General features: G+C 53.9%; 19 protein-coding genes and 1 tRNA gene. 6 read left to right on the top strand and 14 right to left on the bottom strand.

The window, feature by feature from the left end; all coding sequences use genetic code 11:
- Positions 1 to 16: 16 nt before the first annotated feature.
- Positions 17 to 1087 carry a chorismate synthase gene (gene aroC, locus DS739_RS06010; protein ID WP_006115226.1) on the bottom strand — a complete coding sequence of 357 codons (1071 nt, stop codon included), beginning with the start codon at positions 1085 to 1087 and terminating at the stop codon, positions 17 to 19.
- A 9-nt stretch (positions 1088 to 1096) separates the two neighbouring features.
- Positions 1097 to 1936, bottom strand: coding sequence for an enoyl-ACP reductase FabI (gene fabI, locus DS739_RS06005; RefSeq protein ID WP_035351437.1), 840 nt, complete (start codon positions 1934 to 1936; stop codon positions 1097 to 1099).
- A gap of 187 nt (positions 1937 to 2123) precedes the next feature.
- On the opposite strand from fabI, the gene pdxH reads away from it, so the two are divergent.
- Both pdxH and DS739_RS05995 read left to right on the top strand, forming a co-directional pair.
- Positions 2124 to 2762 carry a pyridoxamine 5'-phosphate oxidase gene (gene pdxH, locus DS739_RS06000; RefSeq protein ID WP_035351439.1) on the top strand — a complete coding sequence of 213 codons (639 nt, stop codon included), beginning with the start codon at positions 2124 to 2126 and terminating at the stop codon, positions 2760 to 2762.
- Positions 2763 to 2815: 53 nt separating this feature from the next.
- Positions 2816 to 3694: a universal stress protein gene (locus DS739_RS05995; protein WP_035351441.1), complete on the top strand. Its 879-nt coding sequence runs from the start codon at positions 2816 to 2818 to the stop codon at positions 3692 to 3694.
- Positions 3695 to 3753: 59 nt separating this feature from the next.
- On the opposite strand, the gene DS739_RS05990 is transcribed toward DS739_RS05995, so the two are convergent.
- The 8 genes from DS739_RS05990 to DS739_RS05955 are packed head-to-tail and all read right to left on the bottom strand — an operon-like array spanning position 3754 to position 11609.
- Positions 3754 to 4548: an MBL fold metallo-hydrolase gene (locus DS739_RS05990; RefSeq protein WP_006115223.1), complete on the bottom strand. Its 795-nt coding sequence runs from the start codon at positions 4546 to 4548 to the stop codon at positions 3754 to 3756.
- Between the two features lie 31 nt (positions 4549 to 4579).
- Positions 4580 to 5392 (bottom strand): TatD family hydrolase, encoded by an 813-nt coding sequence (locus DS739_RS05985; protein ID WP_006115222.1) that lies wholly within the window; start codon positions 5390 to 5392, stop codon positions 4580 to 4582.
- A complete protein-coding gene (gene metG / locus DS739_RS05980) occupies positions 5392 to 6930 on the bottom strand; it encodes a methionine--tRNA ligase (RefSeq protein WP_006115221.1) in 1539 nt (512 codons plus the stop codon). The genes DS739_RS05985 and metG overlap by 1 nt, the downstream gene beginning before the upstream one ends.
- Positions 6927 to 7871 (bottom strand): DNA polymerase III subunit delta', encoded by a 945-nt coding sequence (locus tag DS739_RS05975; protein ID WP_035351723.1) that lies wholly within the window; start codon positions 7869 to 7871, stop codon positions 6927 to 6929. Before DS739_RS05975 ends, metG begins: the two co-directional genes overlap by 4 nt.
- A gap of 4 nt (positions 7872 to 7875) precedes the next feature.
- Positions 7876 to 8520: a dTMP kinase gene (gene tmk / locus DS739_RS05970; RefSeq protein ID WP_035351444.1), complete on the bottom strand. Its 645-nt coding sequence runs from the start codon at positions 8518 to 8520 to the stop codon at positions 7876 to 7878.
- A gap of 3 nt (positions 8521 to 8523) precedes the next feature.
- The gene (locus tag DS739_RS05965; protein ID WP_006115218.1) at positions 8524 to 9744 is read right to left on the bottom strand and encodes a D-alanyl-D-alanine carboxypeptidase family protein; all 1221 of its coding nucleotides are present in this window, start codon (positions 9742 to 9744) and stop codon (positions 8524 to 8526) included.
- A 6-nt stretch (positions 9745 to 9750) separates the two neighbouring features.
- A complete protein-coding gene (locus tag DS739_RS05960; RefSeq protein ID WP_006115217.1) occupies positions 9751 to 10617 on the bottom strand; it encodes a septal ring lytic transglycosylase RlpA family protein in 867 nt (288 codons plus the stop codon).
- Positions 10614 to 11609 (bottom strand): lytic transglycosylase domain-containing protein, encoded by a 996-nt coding sequence (locus DS739_RS05955; RefSeq protein WP_006115216.1) that lies wholly within the window; start codon positions 11607 to 11609, stop codon positions 10614 to 10616. Before DS739_RS05955 ends, DS739_RS05960 begins: the two co-directional genes overlap by 4 nt.
- Positions 11610 to 11837: 228 nt before the next feature.
- On the opposite strand from DS739_RS05955, the gene DS739_RS05950 reads away from it, so the two are divergent.
- Positions 11838 to 12404 carry a DedA family protein gene (locus DS739_RS05950; protein WP_006115215.1) on the top strand — a complete coding sequence of 189 codons (567 nt, stop codon included), beginning with the start codon at positions 11838 to 11840 and terminating at the stop codon, positions 12402 to 12404.
- Entirely contained in the window at positions 12401 to 13468 is a 1068-nt protein-coding gene (locus DS739_RS05945; RefSeq protein ID WP_006115214.1) for an ATP-grasp domain-containing protein, read from the top strand. The genes DS739_RS05950 and DS739_RS05945 overlap by 4 nt, the downstream gene beginning before the upstream one ends.
- A 1-nt stretch (position 13469) precedes the next feature.
- Here DS739_RS05945 and DS739_RS05940 read toward each other — a convergent pair whose 3' ends face one another.
- Positions 13470 to 14996, bottom strand: a complete 1527-nt coding sequence (locus DS739_RS05940; protein WP_006115213.1) for an amino acid permease — start codon at positions 14994 to 14996, stop codon at positions 13470 to 13472.
- Positions 14997 to 15011: 15 nt separating this feature from the next.
- Complete coding sequence (locus tag DS739_RS05935) at positions 15012 to 15860, bottom strand: undecaprenyl-diphosphate phosphatase (RefSeq protein ID WP_006115212.1); 849 nt, start codon at positions 15858 to 15860, stop codon at positions 15012 to 15014.
- 59 nt (positions 15861 to 15919) lie between these two features.
- Here DS739_RS05935 and DS739_RS05930 point away from each other — a divergent pair, with 59 nt between their 5' ends.
- The gene (locus DS739_RS05930) at positions 15920 to 16441 is read left to right on the top strand and encodes an MlaD family protein (protein WP_170315274.1); all 522 of its coding nucleotides are present in this window, start codon (positions 15920 to 15922) and stop codon (positions 16439 to 16441) included.
- A gap of 99 nt (positions 16442 to 16540) precedes the next feature.
- Positions 16541 to 16615 (top strand) — tRNA-Met (locus DS739_RS05925).
- A 175-nt stretch (positions 16616 to 16790) separates the two neighbouring features.
- Here the strand turns inward: DS739_RS05925 and DS739_RS05920 are convergent.
- A complete protein-coding gene (locus DS739_RS05920; protein ID WP_006115210.1) occupies positions 16791 to 17222 on the bottom strand; it encodes a DUF4167 domain-containing protein in 432 nt (143 codons plus the stop codon).
- 258 nt (positions 17223 to 17480) lie between these two features.
- On the bottom strand, positions 17481 to 18359 hold the full coding sequence (gene prmC / locus DS739_RS05910) for a peptide chain release factor N(5)-glutamine methyltransferase (protein WP_006115209.1): 879 nt from the start codon (positions 18357 to 18359) through the stop codon (positions 17481 to 17483).
- Positions 18360 to 18389: the final 30 nt, after the last annotated feature.

Raw genomic sequence — 18389 nt, 5'->3', positions numbered from 1 at the left:
AGGTGAGGTAGGCTTTTTAGCCCATCTGTGCCCGATGGCGCATAAGATGGTCTGCCAACACGCAGGCCATCATGGCTTCCCCCACAGGCACGGCACGAATACCCACGCATGGATCATGCCGCCCTTTGGTGATCACTTCCGTTTCCTTGCCATCGGTGGTGATGGAAGGAACAGGCGTGAGCATGGAACTGGTGGGCTTAACAGCAAAACGCGCCACAATAGGCTGACCGCTGGAAATACCCCCCAAAATGCCGCCTGCATGGTTAGCACCAAAAGTCAGCTTGCCATCTCGGATATATAATGGGTCTGCATTTTCCTGCCCGGTGAGAGATGCCGAAGCAAATCCATCGCCAATTTCTACACCTTTTACGGCGTTGATGCTCATAAGAGCAGCAGCCAGATCTGAATCCAGCTTGCCATAAACAGGGGCCCCCAAACCGGCAGGCACGCCTTCGGCTACAACTTCAATTACGGCACCAATAGAAGAACCCGCCTTACGAATGCCCGCAAGATATTCTTCCCATTCCGCCACCACACCGGCATCGGGGCAGAAAAAAGGGTTACGGTTTACCTCTTCCCAATCCCACCGCGTGCGGTCGATATCATGTGGGCCAAGCTGCACCAAAGCCGCGCGAATACGCACGCCTTCGCCCAGAATCTTACGCGCCACCGCACCAGCCGCCACACGGCAAGCCGTTTCACGCGCAGAGGAACGCCCGCCCCCACGATAATCACGAATGCCGTATTTAAGATCATACGTCAGATCAGCATGGCCGGGGCGATATGTGCGGGCAATATCACCATAATCGCGCGAGCGCTGATCTGTATTTTCGATCATCAAAGAGATAGGCGTGCCTGTTGTCTGCCCTTCGAACACGCCAGACAGAATACGCACCTGATCCGGCTCTTTACGCTGTGTGGTAAAGGCGGATTGCCCCGGCTTGCGCTTATCCAAAAACGGCTGAATATCCGCTTCTGTTAACGCCAGACGTGGCGGGCACCCATCTACAACACAGCCAATGGCTGGGCCGTGGCTTTCACCCCATGTGGTCACACGAAAAAGCTGTCCGAAGGTATTGTAAGACACGGTGCGCCCTCAGTCCCCAGCTACAGAAATATCAGGGGCAGTTGGGTTTTTCATGCCCACAACATGGTAACCGCAATCCACATGGTGCACTTCACCCGTTACGCCGGATGAAAGATCAGACACCATATACAGGCCAGCGCCCCCCACTTCTTCCAACGCCACATTGCGTTCCAGCGGAGAATTGTACTGGTTCCACTTCAGAATGTAGCGGAAATCCCCAATGCCATTGGCAGCAAGGGTTTTGATCGGGCCAGCAGAAATGGCGTTCACACGGATACCATCACGCCCCAGATCTGTTGCCATATAACGCACCGAGGCTTCCAGCGCAGCTTTTGCAACACCCATAACGTTATAATGCGGCATGACACGTTCTGCACCCAGATAGCTCAGGGTAAGCAAAGAACCGCCATTTTTCATCAGCTTGGAGGCGCGCTGCGCAACCGCCGTAAAGGAATAGCAGGAAATATCCAGCGCCTTCAAAAACGCTTCACGCGGGGTATCAACATACCGCCCACGCAGGAACTGCTTGTCTGCCCAGCCAATGGCGTGCACCACAAAGTCCAGTTCACCCCATTCTTTTTCAATGGTGGCAAAAGTAGCATCAATGGCGGCGTCATCTGTCACATCGCAGGGCAGAACCAGGCTGGAGCCTACGCTTTCTGCCAGAGGCTGCACGCGCTTGCCCAGAGCTTCGCCCTGATACGTAAATGCAAGCTCCCCACCCTGTGCCGCAACGGCGGAGGCAATGCCCCATGCAATGGAACGATCATTAGCGACACCCATTACCAGACCCTTCTTGCCCTTCATGAGCGTTCCCTGAGCAGGCAATGTGGCGTTGGGAGAAGACATGCGTGACCTCAACCTATTTCTGTTGTTCAAATATCCGAATGTTAGCTGGTTGGTCGCATACACACGCTATTGAAACAAGAGCAAAGCGACACGCATGCTTCAAACCCGGTGAACGTAGGAGTATGATAACAGGCACAAAGCTGCAATGCCGTAGCTTTACGTAAACGAACACGAATTGAGTCCGAGCATGACGGAAACCTCACCTTCTCCCGCGGCCCTCCCATTAGACAGTCAGCCTTTGATTGATCTGACAGCCAACCCGTTTACGCTGTTTGAGACATGGATGAAGGAGGCGGAAAAGACAGAGGTGAACGACCCCAACGCCATGGTGCTGGCCACCGCCACGCGAGATGGCAGACCATCGGCCCGCATTGTGCTGCTAAAAGGGGCAGACCATCGGGGGTTTGTTTTTTATACCAACATGCACAGCCGCAAAGGGCGTGAGCTGGAAGAAAACCCGCACGTCGCCCTGCTGTTCCATTGGAAAAGCCAGCGCCGCCAGATTCGTATTGAAGGGGCTGTTACCCCTGTAACACCGGAAGAAGCCGATGCATATTTTGCGAGTCGGAGCCGTGTTTCCCGTCTTGGCGCCGTGGCCTCGGATCAATCCCGCCCGCTGGCAAACCGTGCCATCTTTGAAGAACGCCTCAAACAGGTGGAAGAAACATACCCGCAAGACCCAATCCCTCGTCCGGCCAACTGGTCTGGCTATCGGGTAAACCCAGAATATTTTGAATTCTGGCAGGAACGGCGCTTCCGTTTGCATGATCGCGCTGTATGGGCACGCAATGGAAACGATTGGGATGTCACGCGTTTATATCCGTAAGCGCACAGCCACTTGAAACACATTATTTTAAAAGACAGCGGAGAAAAATAAGAATGAAAGACGTTCGTAAAATTCTGCTGCCGCTTCCCAGCACATCTAATGCTGAAGCCGCACTTATCCGAGGCTACAATTTTGCCCGCCGCTTTGGCGCGCATCTGGCTGTACTGCACATTCGCCCAGATGGGCGAGAAATGGCGCCATTGGCTGGGGAAGGCCTTTCCGGCGCTATGGTGGAAGATCTGATGCGCTCTGCCGAGCATGAAGGCGCACGCCATGCGCATGAAGTGCATGCTCTGTTTGAACGCTTTGTGGCCGCGCATCCAGATATTCAGGTTGTGCCCCCACGCGGCCCCTTCCCTATGGATGCGCCAACAATCAGCTTCAACATCATGCGTGGTGCGGAAAGTGAAATTGTGCCTGCACAGGCTCGCTTGTCTGACTTTACACTCGTGCCGCACCCGGATTCCGGTGATGCTGTCTCATCTTCCGAAACCCTGCATGCCGTTCTGTTTGATAGCGGACGCCCAGTGGTAATTGCCCCACGCACACCGCCCAAAGGGCTTATTAAACGCGTTTGCATTGCCTGGAATGGCACGGCAGAAGCCTCATCCGCGCTACGCGGTGCTTTGGCATGGGCGCTTACGGCAGAGGCTGTGCGTGTGCTGCATTGTGGAGATTATCAGCGCCGTGGCCCCACTGCACGGGACGTAGTGGATTATCTAGCCATCCACGGCATTACGGCTGATTGTGTGGAATTCCCGCACGTGGACCGCGATGTAGGCAAAGGGCTGGAAGCCGCGTGTAAGGACTTTGATGCAGACATGCTGGCAATGGGCGCTTACTCCCACTCCCGTCTGCGCCAGCTTATTCTGGGCGGTGTAACCCGTTATACGCTGGAACATGCAGACATTACGGTACTGATGAGCCGCTAAGACCCAAACACAAAACAGAGGGTTTTGCTTACACAGGCAAGCCCTCTGGTGCCTTTATTTCAGGGATCAGCCACTTCAAACACTGCGCCATCCCATGCGGGCTCTACACCTGCGGGAAGATGATCCTGCATCCACTGCCAATCCATATCCGGGCCCATATGGGTGAGTATCATGCGGCGTGGGTTGAGAGCTTGCTGCCATTCCAACACCCGCTCCAACCAAGCATGTGCACTATGAGGCTGCCGTTGGAAGCAATCCACCATCCACGTATCCACCCCACGCAGAATGTCTAGAGATGCTTCGGGAAACTCCACAACATCCGTGCTGTAAACAAAACCGCCACAACGCACGCCTGTTGACCCAACACGCCCGTGTACCTGATTGAAAAAAGTAAACTCCGTGCCGCTTATGGTAATAGGTTGCTCCATTTCTACCGGGTGCGCCTGCACCACAGCACGGAAGAAGTTTGGGGGTGTCCACGGTTTGAACACATAATCAAACCGCCGCTGAATATCTTCTAGCGTTTCCGCTGCACCGTAAGCATGTAGCGGCTTTTGAATTACGCGATTAATGGCGCGCACTTCATCCAGCCCAGAAATATGGTCTGCATGGGCATGGGTAAAGATAATGGACTGAAAATCCTTAATGCCATTTGCCAGAAGCTGGGCGCGCAAATCTGGCCCTGTATCCACCAATACGCCAGCACCGTTTTTTAACCGCAGTAAAATAGAAGAACGGGTACGGGTATTCCGAGGCTCCTTCGGGTTACACGCGCCCCAGATTCCATGGCCATCGGCCCCGCCCACCATAGGCACACCGGCAGACCCACCACACCCCAGAACTGTCACTTTCATACCCGCTTACTCCGCTTTTTCTCGGCAACCATCACACGGCTTTGCGGAATAACCGGTAAAAATTTTCTGTAGTCATGCGGGTGAGATCAGGCAGTTCCATACCACGTTCCTGCGCAATCCGGGCTGCCGTGTGCGCCACAAAAGCAGGCTGATTACGCTTACCCCGCTTTGGCACGGGCGCGAGATAGGGAGAATCCGTTTCCACCACAATGCGGTCTGCCGGAATATCCCGCGCAACGGCCCGTATCTCATCACATTTCGGAAATGTGGCGATACCGGAAAAACTAACATATCCGCCCAGATTGACCACGCGCTGCGCCAGCTCTGGGCCTGAGGCAAAACAATGCAACAAAATGGGAAAAGCCCCTTTTGCATGTTCTTCCTCTAAGATACTGGCCACATCCTCATCTGCCTGACGGGCATGGATGATAACCGGCACATTCAGTTCCCGCGCAGCGCGAATATGCTGGCGAAAATACTCATGCTGGAGCGGGCGCACATCTTCCTTGCCGTGGAAGTAATCCAGCCCGGTTTCACCAATACCTATCACTTCGGGCACATCTGCAATGGCCACAATATCCGCAACAGTAGGAAGAGGTTCTTCCTCCACATGGTCCGGATGCGTGCCAACGGTGCACCATACGCGCATGTCTGGCGTATCCAGCTTGGCCAGCGCCTTTTGTTCTGGCGCACGGGCCAAGCGAGTACCAATAGTGACCATACCACCCAAGCCCGCATCCTTAGCGGCCTCAAGCAGTTCTGGCATTTCCTCGGCTGAGAAATGATCAAGATGACAGTGAGAATCTATCAACCCTGCCAGCTTTGTACTGTCCTCTGTCATCATTATGCCTGTTCTGGCTCAACGTAACGGGGGAAAATGCCCTGTGGTGCCGGAAGCTGACGCCCACCGGGCAATGGTGTTTCCAGCGCGGCAAAGCTGCGTTCTTCTGCCGTAACAGAAAGCTGGTCCAACATGCGTTCCATGCTCTGCGGCATAAACGGCTGGAGCATGGTGGCAATACCGCGCAGGGCATCTACCAACACACGCAACACGTCCTTCATGCGTTCTGGGTCTGTCTTGCGCAACGCCCACGGGGCCTGATGGTCAATATACGCGTTGCAAGCGCGGATCACCTTCCACACATCTTCCAGCGCATCTGTAAGTGCACACCGCTCGATCTGAGATTTCAGCAGATCGGGCAGCACCATCACCTGCCCTAGCAGATGGGTATCTTCTTCCGTTAGCGTACGACGTTCTGGCAGAACACCACCGCAGTTACGCGCTACAAGAGAAAGCGTACGCTGGGCCAGATTGCCCAGATCATTCGCCAATTCCACATTATTGCGCATAATCAGCGCCTTGCGAGAAAGATCACTATCCCCGCCAAAAGGCACTTCGCGCAGCAGGAAGAAGCGCACAGCATCTAGCCCGAATTCTTTAACCAGATCACGCGGGTCCACCACATTGCCTAGAGATTTGCTCATCTTCTGGCCTTCAATGGTCCACCAGCCGTTGGCAAACACCTTGCGTGGCAGCTCAATACCAGCAGCCATAAGGAAGGCAGGCCAGTAAACGGCATGGAAGCGTGCAATATCCTTGCCAACCAGATGCAGGTTGGCAGGCCAGAACGCCATGCGCGGGGCAGAGGTATCCGGATAGCCCAGAGCGCTCAGGTAATTGGCGAGTGCATCAAACCACACATACATAACGTGCTTATCATCACCCGGAACAGGAATGCCCCACTTAAAACTGGTACGGCTGATGGAAAGATCGCGCAGGCCCTGCTTAACAAAGCTTACAATCTCATTCCGCGCACCATGAGGGCCCAGAAAATCCGGATTATTTTCATACAGCTCCAGCAGCCGATCCTGATATTCAGACAGCTTGAAGAAGTAAGAGGGTTCCTTCACCCATTCTACCGGTGCGCCTGTTGGAGCAACTTTTTTGCCATCCGGGCCGGGCACCAGTTCATCTTCACCATAGAAGCATTCATCACGCAGAGCATACCAGCCCTCATACGCGCCCAGATAAATGGCCCCGTTATCCGCCACTTTTTTCCACAATGCCTGCGTGCTGGTAATATGGCGCGGCTCTGTCGTGCGGATGAAATCATCATACGAGATGTTCATGGCATCGGCCATATTGCGGAAATCGGCCGAAACCTTATCCGCAAAGCTTTTGGCATCTATGCCATTGGCCTGTGCAGCCTGCTCTACCTTCTGGCCGTGCTCATCCGTGCCTGTCAGAAAGAAGACCTCATCCCCTGCCAGACGATGAAAGCGGGCCATCACATCCGCAGCAATAGACGTGTAAGCGTGGCCAATATGGGGCGCTCCGTTCACGTAATAGATGGGCGTAGTTACATAGAAACGACGGGTCATTCTCGGCTCGCAATCGTCATAGCTTCAAGCAGGGCTTCCTGTTTATCCAGATTAAAGCGTTCCGTCTCGGTGTGCTTGCGCATGGTGGCTTCCCACGCATTGGCCAAGGCCACACATTGCGGGTTTCCCTGCCGCGCCGCCTGACGAGCTTGCATCTGGAGTGTGTCTGATAACAGGCTGAAAAACAGACTGAAACCATAATCCCTGCGTAAAATGGTTTCTGCAACCTCATAGCTGCGTAATGGCGTAATGCCCTGCACCACCTCGTGCACAAGGCTGGCAATTTCACCGCCCTTATCTGCCAGCAACGCCAGAGCACGCCCCGGCGCACCATGGGCTTCTGCCATAACGCGCTGTATTTCTGTATCCGAAGCTTCTGGAGCCTGCGTATGCAACACGGCAGACATATCTGCCGCATCCAGCGGTGCGAGTTCCAGTTTACGGCACCGGCTACGAATAGTGGGCAAAAGCCGCCCTGGAGCGGAACAGGTTAACAACAATACCGTAGCTGGCGGCGGTTCTTCCAGAATTTTCAGCACGGCATTGGCTGCACTACGGTTCATCCATTCCGCGCCATCTACAATGACAACACGCCACCCACCTTCTGCCGCCGTACGCCGCAAAAAAGAGTTAATAGGCCGCACATCATCCGCTACAATCTCGCTGCGGTATTTCTGGCGTTTTTCATCAAACCCGCGGGCAACAACCAGCAAATCTGCATGCGTGGCGGCAGAAACACGGCGCCCAGCGGGGCTTAGTTCATCCTCCCCGCCCAGCAATATACGCGCCAGCCGGAACGCAAATGTGGCCTTACCAATACCCGGTGGGCCTGTAATCAACCACGCATGGGGCAAGCGCCCACCCTGCATGGCCTGCCGAAATGCCTGCAAAGCGGCCTGATGCCCACGCAACTGCAAAGATGCCAGACGTGGCTCCTGCACGATCTCAGCCCTCGGCATGGGCCAGACGGGTCTGGATATCTTTCAGAATCTGAGCGTTTACCTGCTCTGCTGAATAAACGGAGGTATCTACCACTACCACCCGTTGCGGTTCTGCCTGAGCAATATGCGCAAACCCATCTGCCAAACGCGCATGAAAAGCCTCATCCGCCTGCTCATACCTATCTGTTGGCGCACCACGCGCTGCCAAACGTTGGCGGGAAACGGCGCGCGGCGCTTGCAACAGAAAGGTTATATCTGGCTGCAAACCAAGCTGCTTTTGCAGTATTGCAATCAGGCTTAAAATAGCCGGGTCACCATTGGCGCGCCCGTATCCCTGATACGCCAAAGTGGAATCGGTAAAGCGATCACACAGCACAATCTGCCCAGCCTTAAGAGCGGGCAGAATAACCTGATCAACGTGATCATACCGTGCGGCAAAATGTGTCAGAATTTCCGCCCGGGCAGAAAGCGGATTTTTACCAAACAACAAAAGCTGACGCAGATCTTCCGCACCGGCAGAACCACCCGGTTCACGCGTGGCCAAAACCTTCTGGCCTTGCGCTTCCAGCTTTTCCTTCAAAAGCCGCAGCTGGGTGGATTTTCCCACCCCTTCTGCGCCTTCCAGCGTTATAAACATGCCACAAGCCATCAATCAGAGGTGCAGCCGACGTGCAGCCCGCCCCAAAAAGCTGAGTGCAGGCACGCTCTGCCCGGCTTGCACCGGAATACTGGCCTGCCGCCCACCGGGCAAAGACACTGTAAGTTGGCCTACAACCTGCCCGGCCTGCACTGGCGCAATAATCGGGCCATTGTAATCCAGCGCCAGATGTGTGCCATTGCGCCAGCCATGTGGCAGCAAAATCTTGAAATCCTGCGCAGCCACCAGCGGCACTGTCTGGGTTACACCCATCCATACAGGGGCCTGTTCCAGCACATCGCCTTTGCTGACAATTTGCGCGGTTTCAAAATTGGCGAAAGCCCAGCCCATCAGACGTTCAGCTTCCCGCCCACGTGCTGCGGATGAAGGCAGCCCGTTCACAGCCAGCACAACACGCCGCCCTTCGCGCTCAGAAGAAGCGCATAGGCCAAACCCACCTGCATCTGTGTGGCCGGTTTTTAAACCATCGGCCAAACCTTTAACCACCAGAGAGTTCCGGTTTTCCTGCCTGATTTTGTTAAACAGGAACTCTTTTTCCGAGAAGAAATGATAATATTCCGGAAAATCATGAATCAAACGCAGCGCCAGATAGGCCACATCTCGCGCAGACATGTAATGATTTTCTGCGGGCCACCCAGTTGCGTTCATGAAGTGCGAATTGGTGAGCCCCAGTTTGGTGGCTGTGTCGTTCATCAACGCAACAAACTGTTCTTCCGAGCCGGAAATGCCTTCTGCAATCACAATACAGGCATCGTTACCGGACTGGATAACCATGCCCTGAATAAGATCCTGCACGCTTACGCTTTGCCCCAAGGGCACAAACATGCGTGAACCCTGCATACGCCATGCGCGTTCACTCACAGGCAGCATCTGATCCAGCTTCAGGCGGCCAGATTTGAGCATGCCAAATGTAACATACGCCGTCATCATCTTGGTCAGGGATGATGGGGGCATGCGCTCATCTGCATTTTTCTCAAGCAGTGTGGCACCGCTATTGTAATCCAGAATGCAGGCCCAGCGTGCCTGTGTATCCACCGGCCCCACGGGCGTAGTGGCGGGTGTATCCGCCCCCGGCACAGCAGGCTGGGCCGCCGCAGGTGTTGCACCTTTGGCCGCCGCGCCGTGGTGGCGAGGCCGTGCCATGGCATCAAGCGCATAGGCACCAGAGAAAAGGGCAGCGCCCCCTGCGAGTAAGAACCGTCGAGTCTGCAACATTTTTCCCTATTCGACGACGATATGAGATCCGGTTAAACCAGTAGCAAGTGCTCGCTTAAGGGCGGCATCTGCTTCGCTTATAGTCGTAAAAGGCCCATAGCGCACAGCCCACATTGTGCCATGCCCCAAAAACACAGGCCGAACGCTGGCACCTTGTGCCGCCGCCTGCCGCATGGCGGCCAAGCGAGATGTAAAATCCATGGTTTCCACCCACAGCATGCTGGACACAGGCGCGCCCTGCATAACAGTGGCTGGCAGATCTGCCAGCACTACCTTGCCCGGCGCAGGCGTTTCCTGCGTGGTGTTATCTGCCAGAACTGTAAGGCCCTGCCTATCCACTGCCGCGTTACCTAATGCTGTTTGCTGCACTTTTTCCAGCGGGGCTGCACTAATCTGCAACATGGGGCCACCGGGCAGTACTTCGGCAAACTGCCTGCTGGCCATTTCATCTTCTACCACCTGCACACGCGCAGGCTCTTTGCCCACACCCAGCAAATCTGCGGCACGCGGGGAAAGACCGATCATACGCCCCGGATCATTCGGGCCACGATCATTCAAGCGGATCACAATTTGCCGCCCGTTATCCAGATTGGTCACCCGCACCACGGCGGGTAGTTGCAAGATTTGATGGCTACCTGTCATGCTGGCGGCGCGCCAGACCTCACCATCTGCTGTCAAGTGGCCTTCTGCCTGTGGGGGTTCCCTTACAGCCAAGCCCGTGCCTTGCCACGCAAAGTCTTCCCGCGGGTAAAACCACTTGTTGCCTGCCTGCCATGCCGGCCCAACTGTATAATGCAGATCCTGCTGTGCCACAGGCTGCTGGCGCGAACAGGCCAGCACCGCCAGGCACCCTACAAGGGCGAGTTTTTTCACGTTATTGCATCACCAAGAAGCCCTACACCCAGCGCGTAGAAATCGGAGGGGTTGTAGCGGCGGATCACGTTGAAATTATGATAGACGATAAAGGCTTCGCCCCCCACCCCATCTGGGCGGATAATAGCGCCTTCCTGCACAGCACTTGAAAACTGCCCTGCACGTGGCCGCACGCTCTGCTGCGCCCACCATGAAATAGGGTGCACAGCCGTACGGCCAATTTGTGCCTGCGTTATGGTGTCAGGCAGCAAGACTTCCTCTCCCCACGGCTGTCCGGGCAGCCAATGGCACTTGGCCAAATAATTGGCGATAGAGGCAAAAACATCGGCTTCATTATGCCAGATATCGCGCCGCCCACCTTCTGGGTAGCTGGCTGCGTAACGCAGATAGGCGCTTGGCATAAACTGTGGCTGCCCCATAGCGCCTGCATAGCTGCCCAGCATACCTGCGGGCGTGATGTCCCCTTGGCCCAGAATGCTCAGCGCCTTCATCAATTCTGAGCGGAAAAAAGCCGAACGCCTGCCATCGTAAGCCAGAGTCGCTAAAGCATCGATCACATGGAATGTGCCCATGCGTGTGCCGTAAGCAGATTCCAGCCCCCAAATACCCGCAATAGCGCCTTTATTAACGCCATATGTGGAACTGATACGGTTGAGCAGCGCTGTACGTTGGCCAACAGCAGCAAGCCCATCGGAAATTTTCTTTTCCGTCAGAATCCGATCTTTATATTGCGCCCATGTCAGGGTGAATTCTGGCTGATGCCGGTCTGCCTTAAGCACTTTGGCATTCGGTTGGGTGGTAAGAGCCAGCGCCTGATCCACCACAGAAGCAGAAATACCCTGCCCTATGGCCTCTCGCCGCACGCCAGCCAGAAAGGTGGCATAACTGGAAGATGCAGCAGGGTGCGGAGTAGTAGCCGCAGTTGTGCGGGCCAATACAGGTGTGGCGAACAGAGCAGAAGCCCCACCAACAAGAAGTTTTCTTCGTAGCATTAAGGCTTCACGCTTCTGATCTGTGTAACATTCAATGTCATAGAATATAGTGGAATAAGGCCTTTGTCAGGCCATCTTCTTTATTCCTTATTTTTGGTTCCGAACACGCAGCTCCATACCTGTCTCCGCCCCTTGACAATACTGTCACAAAAGAGCCTGTTGGAGCCCTGCTCACACTCTTAAAACCTTCAAGACCGTGCTGTTCTGGCCGGAGAGAGATTACCTTCTTTGCTGGATCAGTTTCTGGAACTTACCGCCGCTTACCCTCTTGCGCAGGTTATTATTGTTATTCTGGCCACGTTTGTGCTGGAAGATGCCGCCACGGTTATTACGGCCATTCAGGTTAACCTTCACACTCTTTCCCCCATTACAGCACTTGTTGCGTTGTATATTGGCATTGTAACGGGCGATGTAGGGCTTTACGGGTTGGGCTACCTGGCAGCACGCTGGAAACCTGCCCAAAAGTGGGTGAACACATCACAGATGGAAAACCAAAAAGTCTGGCTTTCCAAAAACCTGTTCTGGGTTGTATTTGTCAGCCGCTTTATTCCGGGCACCCGGTTGCCGCTTTACACGGCAAGCGGTTTTTTTAACGCGGGCTTGCCTATATTTACTGCCGCCACATTTCTGGCCACGCTTATCTGGACAACTGCGCTTTTTGCGCTTTCGCTCCATGTTGGTGGGTTTATTCTAGATCATCTTGGCGCTTGGCGCTGGGCTGGCTTGGCTGGATTTGTGCTGGTTATTTTCTTTATGGGCCGTTTGATTGCCCGAGCACAGAAACAGAAGACATGACGACACAGGCCGAAAAACAGCCTTCTCCTCTCTCCCTTTTTGAATTCTGGCCTGGTTGGGTTTTTTACACGCCCGTTGTGGCTTACTGGATTCTGCTTGGCATACGCTATGGGGATGTGACCCTACCCACAGCCGCCAACCCGCGTATTGAAACAGGTGGCCTGTGCGGTGAAAGCAAAAGCAGCATTCTGGATATGGCGGGCAATTATGCCAAACGCTGGATTGCTCCTTACGTAACGCTACCAACCGGCACGCATGATCTTGCCCGCGCCCACGCAGCCATGCAGGCCAAAGGGCTCACGCTGCCCGTAGTGGTTAAACCCGATATTGGATGTAATGGCACCGGTGTAAAACTGGTGCGCACGGAAGATGAGCTGAAAGCAGCCCTTGCCTCCTTCCCGCGCAAGATCCGGCTGGTGATACAAAAACTCATTACATGGAAGCACGAAGCCGGGCTGTTTTATATTCGTCATCCTGACAGCCCTATGGGGGAAATTTCATCCCTCACTTACAAAGATATTCCGGCCCTGCGCGGAAATGGGCGCGATACAGTGCTGCAACTGCTGCAAAAAGATAGCCGCACCAGCAAAGTGCTACACATCTACACGCCACGCCTAACACACTGTCTGCACGAAGTTTTGCCAGATGGGGATGAACTGGAACTGGTATTCGCAGGCAACCATTGCAAAGGGGCCATTTTCCGCAACGGCAAGGCAGACATTACGCCAGAACTCACCCGACAGATTGACGCCATCATGCAGGATATTCCCGATTTTCACTTCGGACGTATTGATGTAAAATTCCGCTCTGCCGAAGCACTGCGTGAAGGCAAGGATTTTGAAATTATCGAAATCAATGGCGTAGGTTCAGAAGCTATCCACATTTGGGATTCCCGCACAACGCTGCGCGAAGCCTATGCAGCCCAGTTCCACCATTACCGGGAAAGTTTCCGTATTGGCGCCAAAAAGAAAAAGGCTGGCTGGTCCCCCACCAATTTGTGGGAAGGTGTGCGCCTCTGGCAGCGCCAGAAGCGGCTTTTGGCATCCTATCCGTTGAACGACTGAATTATTTGACTTTTTCGCGCTGTTCCCGCCCTAGGCGGGAATGGACGTGACCATAAAACCGATAGCTGGCCCACCCTATACCGGCATAAGTGAGCAGAAGCAGCAGAGGTATGGGATCCCCTTTATACAGGGCCAACATCATATCTACACAAAGGGGCGCCACCATAACTGCGCAAAAGAAAATCCCTAAAAGCGGCACATAGCCCAGCCAGATACCGCGTACGGTAAAGCCGCCCCACGGCACACTAAAACGACGCGGAATTTCGGGGGCCTTATTGCGCACCCAGATAACGGTAAAACACACAATGCCAAACGCTACAGCCGTGCCAAGGCTAACCAGATCACCAATAATATCAATCGGCAACGTGGCAGTTGCCAGCGCTACGCCAAGCCCCAGCACAATGCTGCCGATCCACGGTGTTTGAAAGCGCGGATGCAGCTTACTGAACATCGGCATTAGCAAGCCATCTTCCGCCATGGCAAAAAAGATGCGGCTTTGGGCATATAACAGCCCCATCAGCACGGAACACAGGCCGATAACGGCCCCCAGCTTTACAAACAAAGCCAGCCACGGCTGATGCATGGCGTTAACGGCTATTGCCAGCGGGTCTGCTACATCCAGCGTCTGCCACGGCACCACACCAATCAACACGGCAGCCACAATCATGTAAACAACCGTGCAGATAATGAGCGAAAGCACGATACCAACAGGCACATCCCGCCGAGGGTTTTGGGCCTCTCCCGCTGCGGTAGAAACAGCCTCAAACCCTACATATGCAAAAAAGATAACCGATGCTGCGCGGAAAATACCGGGGAAGCCAAAGCGGAAGCCTCCTTCATACTTCGGAATAAAGGGAGACCAGTAAGACGGATGCACCTCCCACACGCCCAGCGCCACAAAGAGCGCCAGAACGCCCACTTTGAGAAAAACAATGAGCGCATTGATTTTGAAGGATTCACGCACGCCCAAAACCAGCAACAAAGAAACGGCCAGAATAGAGAAAGCGCCCACCGCATCTATCCGCCACCCCGCAGCAACATGGCGGGATGCCCCTTCAAACGCGACTTGCAGCGTAGTGGTGGACAGCGCTGATGGCACATGCACGCCAAAATCTTGCAAAAGGCTGACCGCATAACCTGAAAAACCAGCAGCCACACCTGCGCAGGAAATACCGTATTCCAGCAAAAGCAGCCACCCAACAGCCCATGCCCAACGCTCCCCCATGGAAACATAGGCATACGTATAGGCAGAGCCTGAAACCGGCATGGAAGATGCCAGCTCACCATAAGAAAGGGCCGTAAAAAGGCAGGCAACCCCTGCCACAATAAAGGACAAAAGGATGGACGGCCCCGCATAGTTGGCGGCTGCCGTGCCTGTCATAACATAAATACCCGCGCCAATAGTGGAGCCCACGCCCAGCATGGTAAGCTGCAAAGGCCCCAGTGTTCTGCTTAGGCGTTGGGTGCTGTTTTCCTTTTCAATGCGCTGCAAAGACTTGCGCCGCGGCGAACCAGAAATATCTCCCATTAGACTATTTCTGGATCAGTGCATAAAATGGAACAGAATGGTCGCAATACCGCCTACGCCCATGCAGTACCAAGCGAAGGGAGAAAGCGCCCATCTGTCGTGATCACGGAAATACCGCATCAGAAAAGCGGTGCTGAACAATGCCGTCAGGCCAGATACAAGAGCTGCCACCACGGCAATGCGCATCTGCCCCGGCTGTAGCTCCAGATGCCGCATTTTGAAGGCTTCACGCACCGTGGCGGCCAGAATAACAGGTTGCGCCATCAAAAAGGAAAAACGTGCTGCCGTATCATGGTGCAGCCCCCGCAACAAACCACCACAAATGGTTGCACCAGAGCGAGAAAGCCCAGGAAAGAATGCAAGGCACTGGAACAGGCCAATAATGACCGCATCGCGCGATGTCATGCTGGCAACAGAATTAACGTTTTTCCGCACCACACTGCTGCGCAGCCGTTCTACCACCAGCAAAAGCAAACCATTTAAAAACAAGAAAATGGCAGCGGATGAGGCTGAGCCAAACAAATTGCGCAAGAAGTGCTCAAACAGGCCACCCACCACAACAGCGGGAATGGTGGCTACAATGAGCAGCCACAGAATATGCAGGCTTTCCATTTGCATGCGCTGGCCGCAACTGCCACTGGCCCCTTTGAATATGGCCAGCCAATCTTTCCAGAAGAAAACTAGCAGCGCCACAGAAGTACCCAGATGCAGCATAACCAGAAACGGCAGAAATGCCGGATCATGCAGATCGTACGACCAATGGAACAACGCCGGAAGGATAACAGCATGTCCAAGGCTACTTACGGGAAAGAGTTCTGTTGCTCCCTGAAGAAGAGCGATAATGATAGCCTGAAGAAACGACATATGCAGTTACAACCCACGCTGGCACAACTTTGCTGCCTGTCCTTGCACCATGCGCCACCATGCTGCAAGGATTCATGCTAATCTTATGCCACAACATTATTATTCGGGATGAAAACACACCTATGAGCAGGCAAAACCGTGCAGGCGCATGTCTTTTTAGCGGAGCAGTTCTGGCAGCCACGCTGGGTTTTGCTTTTTATGCACATGGCACTCAGAAATCTCCGGGCACAAATAACTACGCTCTCTCTGCCCGCTTTGTCTCGGCCAACGGGCTGGAACGTGGCGCAGATGTAGATATTGCCGGGGTAAAAGTGGGCCGCGTTTCATCCATCGTACTAGACCCAGCCACTCAGATGGCTTTTGTGCACTTTACACTGGATGGCGCACTGCACTTGCCACAGGACAGCACGCTCACAATCAGCAGTGCCACGCTTTCATCTGAAAACGCTTTGATGATTGAACCTGGCACATCCTCCACCATAGCACCACCCAATGGAATGCTGACACATACGCTGGAGCCCACAAGCCTTGAGCAACAGGTCAGCAATTACATTTTTGGCGCCGGAAATCTGGGGCAGTAAGCTCTTATATTCTCTTATCTGATTATTTTTATAACAAAATACGCCAAACCGGGTTGACGGCATCCCGGAGAATCAGGTAGATGAGCGCCATCACATGATGGCGGCGTAGCTCAGTGGTAGAGCAGGGGAATCATAATCCCTTGGTCGGAGGTTCAAATCCTTCCGCCGCTACCAATTCCCTAAAAAATCAACACACTAAACCCACCACATCAAGCCAAGAACTTGTTGTGTTATTTTTGCGTTGCGCGCGTTTTATGGCTGCCTAAACACCTTACACGCAAACACAATTTATACCCCGCCCACCCCGCTCCAGATATCAGAAGCAGGGCAGCAAGGTATCAGAAGTTTTTTAGCCTTCGGAAAGTTCAGGCTGAGGTTCGGATTCTTCCTGAATATCAGGCTGAGGGGCATTTTCCTGCCGGTCTTCGCCATCTTCATTGGTCTGCGCAACGGCACGCTGCTGGCGGGCGGCAAGGCGTTCGGCGCGCTCTTGCTGGCTTTGCTGCGCAGCCTGCGCCATGGCGTTCATGATACGGAAGTAATGTTCGGCATGCTGGAAGTAACCTTCTGCTGCCACGCGGTCTCCGCTGCCTGTGGAATCACGACCAAGCTGGAGATATTTTTCAAAAAGCTGCTGGGCTGTGCCACGTACGCGCACATCCGGGCCATGACTATCAAAAACATGATTCCTGTTCATCGGAATCTGTCCATTCAGTTGTCGGGAACTCCCATTGCTCCCGTTGGAACGATGGTGTCTTGTCCGCATCCGTTTTACGTTCATGGGTTTATCACAGCGCTTTCCTGTTCAGGGCACTTTGGCATAAAGAAACAGTCCTGTATTAAAAAGGTATGCTTCCTGAGTGAAGGCCGAATTGTTTTTTCGGAATGGGCTTTATGTAAGGCAACACATAAATTGTTGCCAAATGAAAGGCCCCCTTGCTGCTTTAATTTCTGATGCAGTGATTTTAGGTTTTTACATCTGCTACAGAAGCAAGCTTGAGTAGTGTAGCAACCCAAGCCTATAAAGCCAAGTTATTTTTCACGCCTGTTTTTCTAGCACCACAGCGCGGGCAATACCTGCCAGATCTGCTTTTACATCTACCACGCGCAAGGCATTGGTGGCTGCCAAGGCGCGCAAAGCCTCTTCCTGCCCTATGCCAATTTCCAGCACAGCCACCCCGCCATCTACCAATAAAAATGGCAGACGACCGCAAAGATAGCGGTACGCACTCAACCCATCATTCCCACCATCCAGTGCGCGCACAGGCTCATGCTCACGTACTTCCCGCATAAGGTCTGCCAGATCTGAAGTCGGAATATAGGGAGGGTTGCTCAGCACCACATCAAACCGCGCATTTGGAGCCAACGCGGCATCCCACTCCGCCGCTATAAATAATGCGTGATCCTGCATGCCACAACGCTGGGCATTCGCATGCGCCAACATGGCGGCCTGTGGGTTGATGTCCACCCCTACCCCACGCGCTTTAGGGTATTCCGCCAAAGCAGCCAGCAGCAAACAGCCCGTACCAGTACCTAAATCCAGAATATTCTGCACGGATGTCTGATCCGGTCGATATTCCAGAAGGCTTGTAATAAGTGTTTCTGTATCTCCGCGCGGCACCAAACTTGCTGGAGATACTGCCAAATCCAAGCTCCAAAACCCTTTACTGCCTGTAATATAGGCAAAAGGTTCGTGTGCAGCGCGACGTTTTACGTAAGAAAAAAAGGGCTCACTGGGCACATTCTCTGTTGGAGAGCGGGCTAGCAGTTGCTCTGGTGTAAGGGAAAGCGCATGAATAAGTAGTAATCGCGCTTCCCGCCGCGGGCCTTCAATACCGGCCTGTGCCAAAAGTTGTGTACCCTCACGCAACAGTTGCGCTATTGGCTGGCAGGGAATTGTTTTTTCTGCTGTACTCACACGCGCAACCTTGATGGATTGATCTGGTTA

Origin of the sequence: Acetobacter sp. JWB (assembly GCF_003323795.1) — a bacterium.
GTDB classification, from domain to species: domain Bacteria; phylum Pseudomonadota; class Alphaproteobacteria; order Acetobacterales; family Acetobacteraceae; genus Acetobacter; species Acetobacter oryzifermentans.
This window is presented reverse-complemented; position numbering and strand designations above follow the sequence as displayed.

Excerpts from the sequence above, each read along its gene's own strand:
- fabI (WP_035351437.1), bottom strand. The coding sequence starts at position 1,936 with ATGTCTTCTCCCAACGCCACATTGCCTGCTCAGGGAACGCTCATGAAG.
- DS739_RS05990 (WP_006115223.1), bottom strand. The coding sequence starts at position 4,548 with ATGAAAGTGACAGTTCTGGGGTGTGGTGGGTCTGCCGGTGTGCCTATG.
- DS739_RS05995 (WP_035351441.1), top strand. The coding sequence starts at position 2,816 with ATGAAAGACGTTCGTAAAATTCTGCTGCCGCTTCCCAGCACATCTAAT.
- metG (WP_006115221.1), bottom strand. The coding sequence starts at position 6,930 with ATGACCCGTCGTTTCTATGTAACTACGCCCATCTATTACGTGAACGGA.
- pdxH (WP_035351439.1), top strand. The coding sequence starts at position 2,124 with ATGACGGAAACCTCACCTTCTCCCGCGGCCCTCCCATTAGACAGTCAG.
- DS739_RS05940 (WP_006115213.1), bottom strand. The coding sequence starts at position 14,996 with ATGGGAGATATTTCTGGTTCGCCGCGGCGCAAGTCTTTGCAGCGCATT.
- tmk (WP_035351444.1), bottom strand. The coding sequence starts at position 8,520 with ATGGCTTGTGGCATGTTTATAACGCTGGAAGGCGCAGAAGGGGTGGGA.
- DS739_RS05955 (WP_006115216.1), bottom strand. The coding sequence starts at position 11,609 with ATGCTACGAAGAAAACTTCTTGTTGGTGGGGCTTCTGCTCTGTTCGCC.
- DS739_RS05935 (WP_006115212.1), bottom strand. The coding sequence starts at position 15,860 with ATGTCGTTTCTTCAGGCTATCATTATCGCTCTTCTTCAGGGAGCAACA.
- DS739_RS05930 (WP_170315274.1), top strand. The coding sequence starts at position 15,920 with ATGCTGCAAGGATTCATGCTAATCTTATGCCACAACATTATTATTCGG.
- DS739_RS05945 (WP_006115214.1), top strand. The coding sequence starts at position 12,401 with ATGACGACACAGGCCGAAAAACAGCCTTCTCCTCTCTCCCTTTTTGAA.
- DS739_RS05985 (WP_006115222.1), bottom strand. The coding sequence starts at position 5,392 with ATGATGACAGAGGACAGTACAAAGCTGGCAGGGTTGATAGATTCTCAC.
- DS739_RS05965 (WP_006115218.1), bottom strand. The coding sequence starts at position 9,744 with ATGTTGCAGACTCGACGGTTCTTACTCGCAGGGGGCGCTGCCCTTTTC.
- DS739_RS05920 (WP_006115210.1), bottom strand. The coding sequence starts at position 17,222 with ATGAACGTAAAACGGATGCGGACAAGACACCATCGTTCCAACGGGAGC.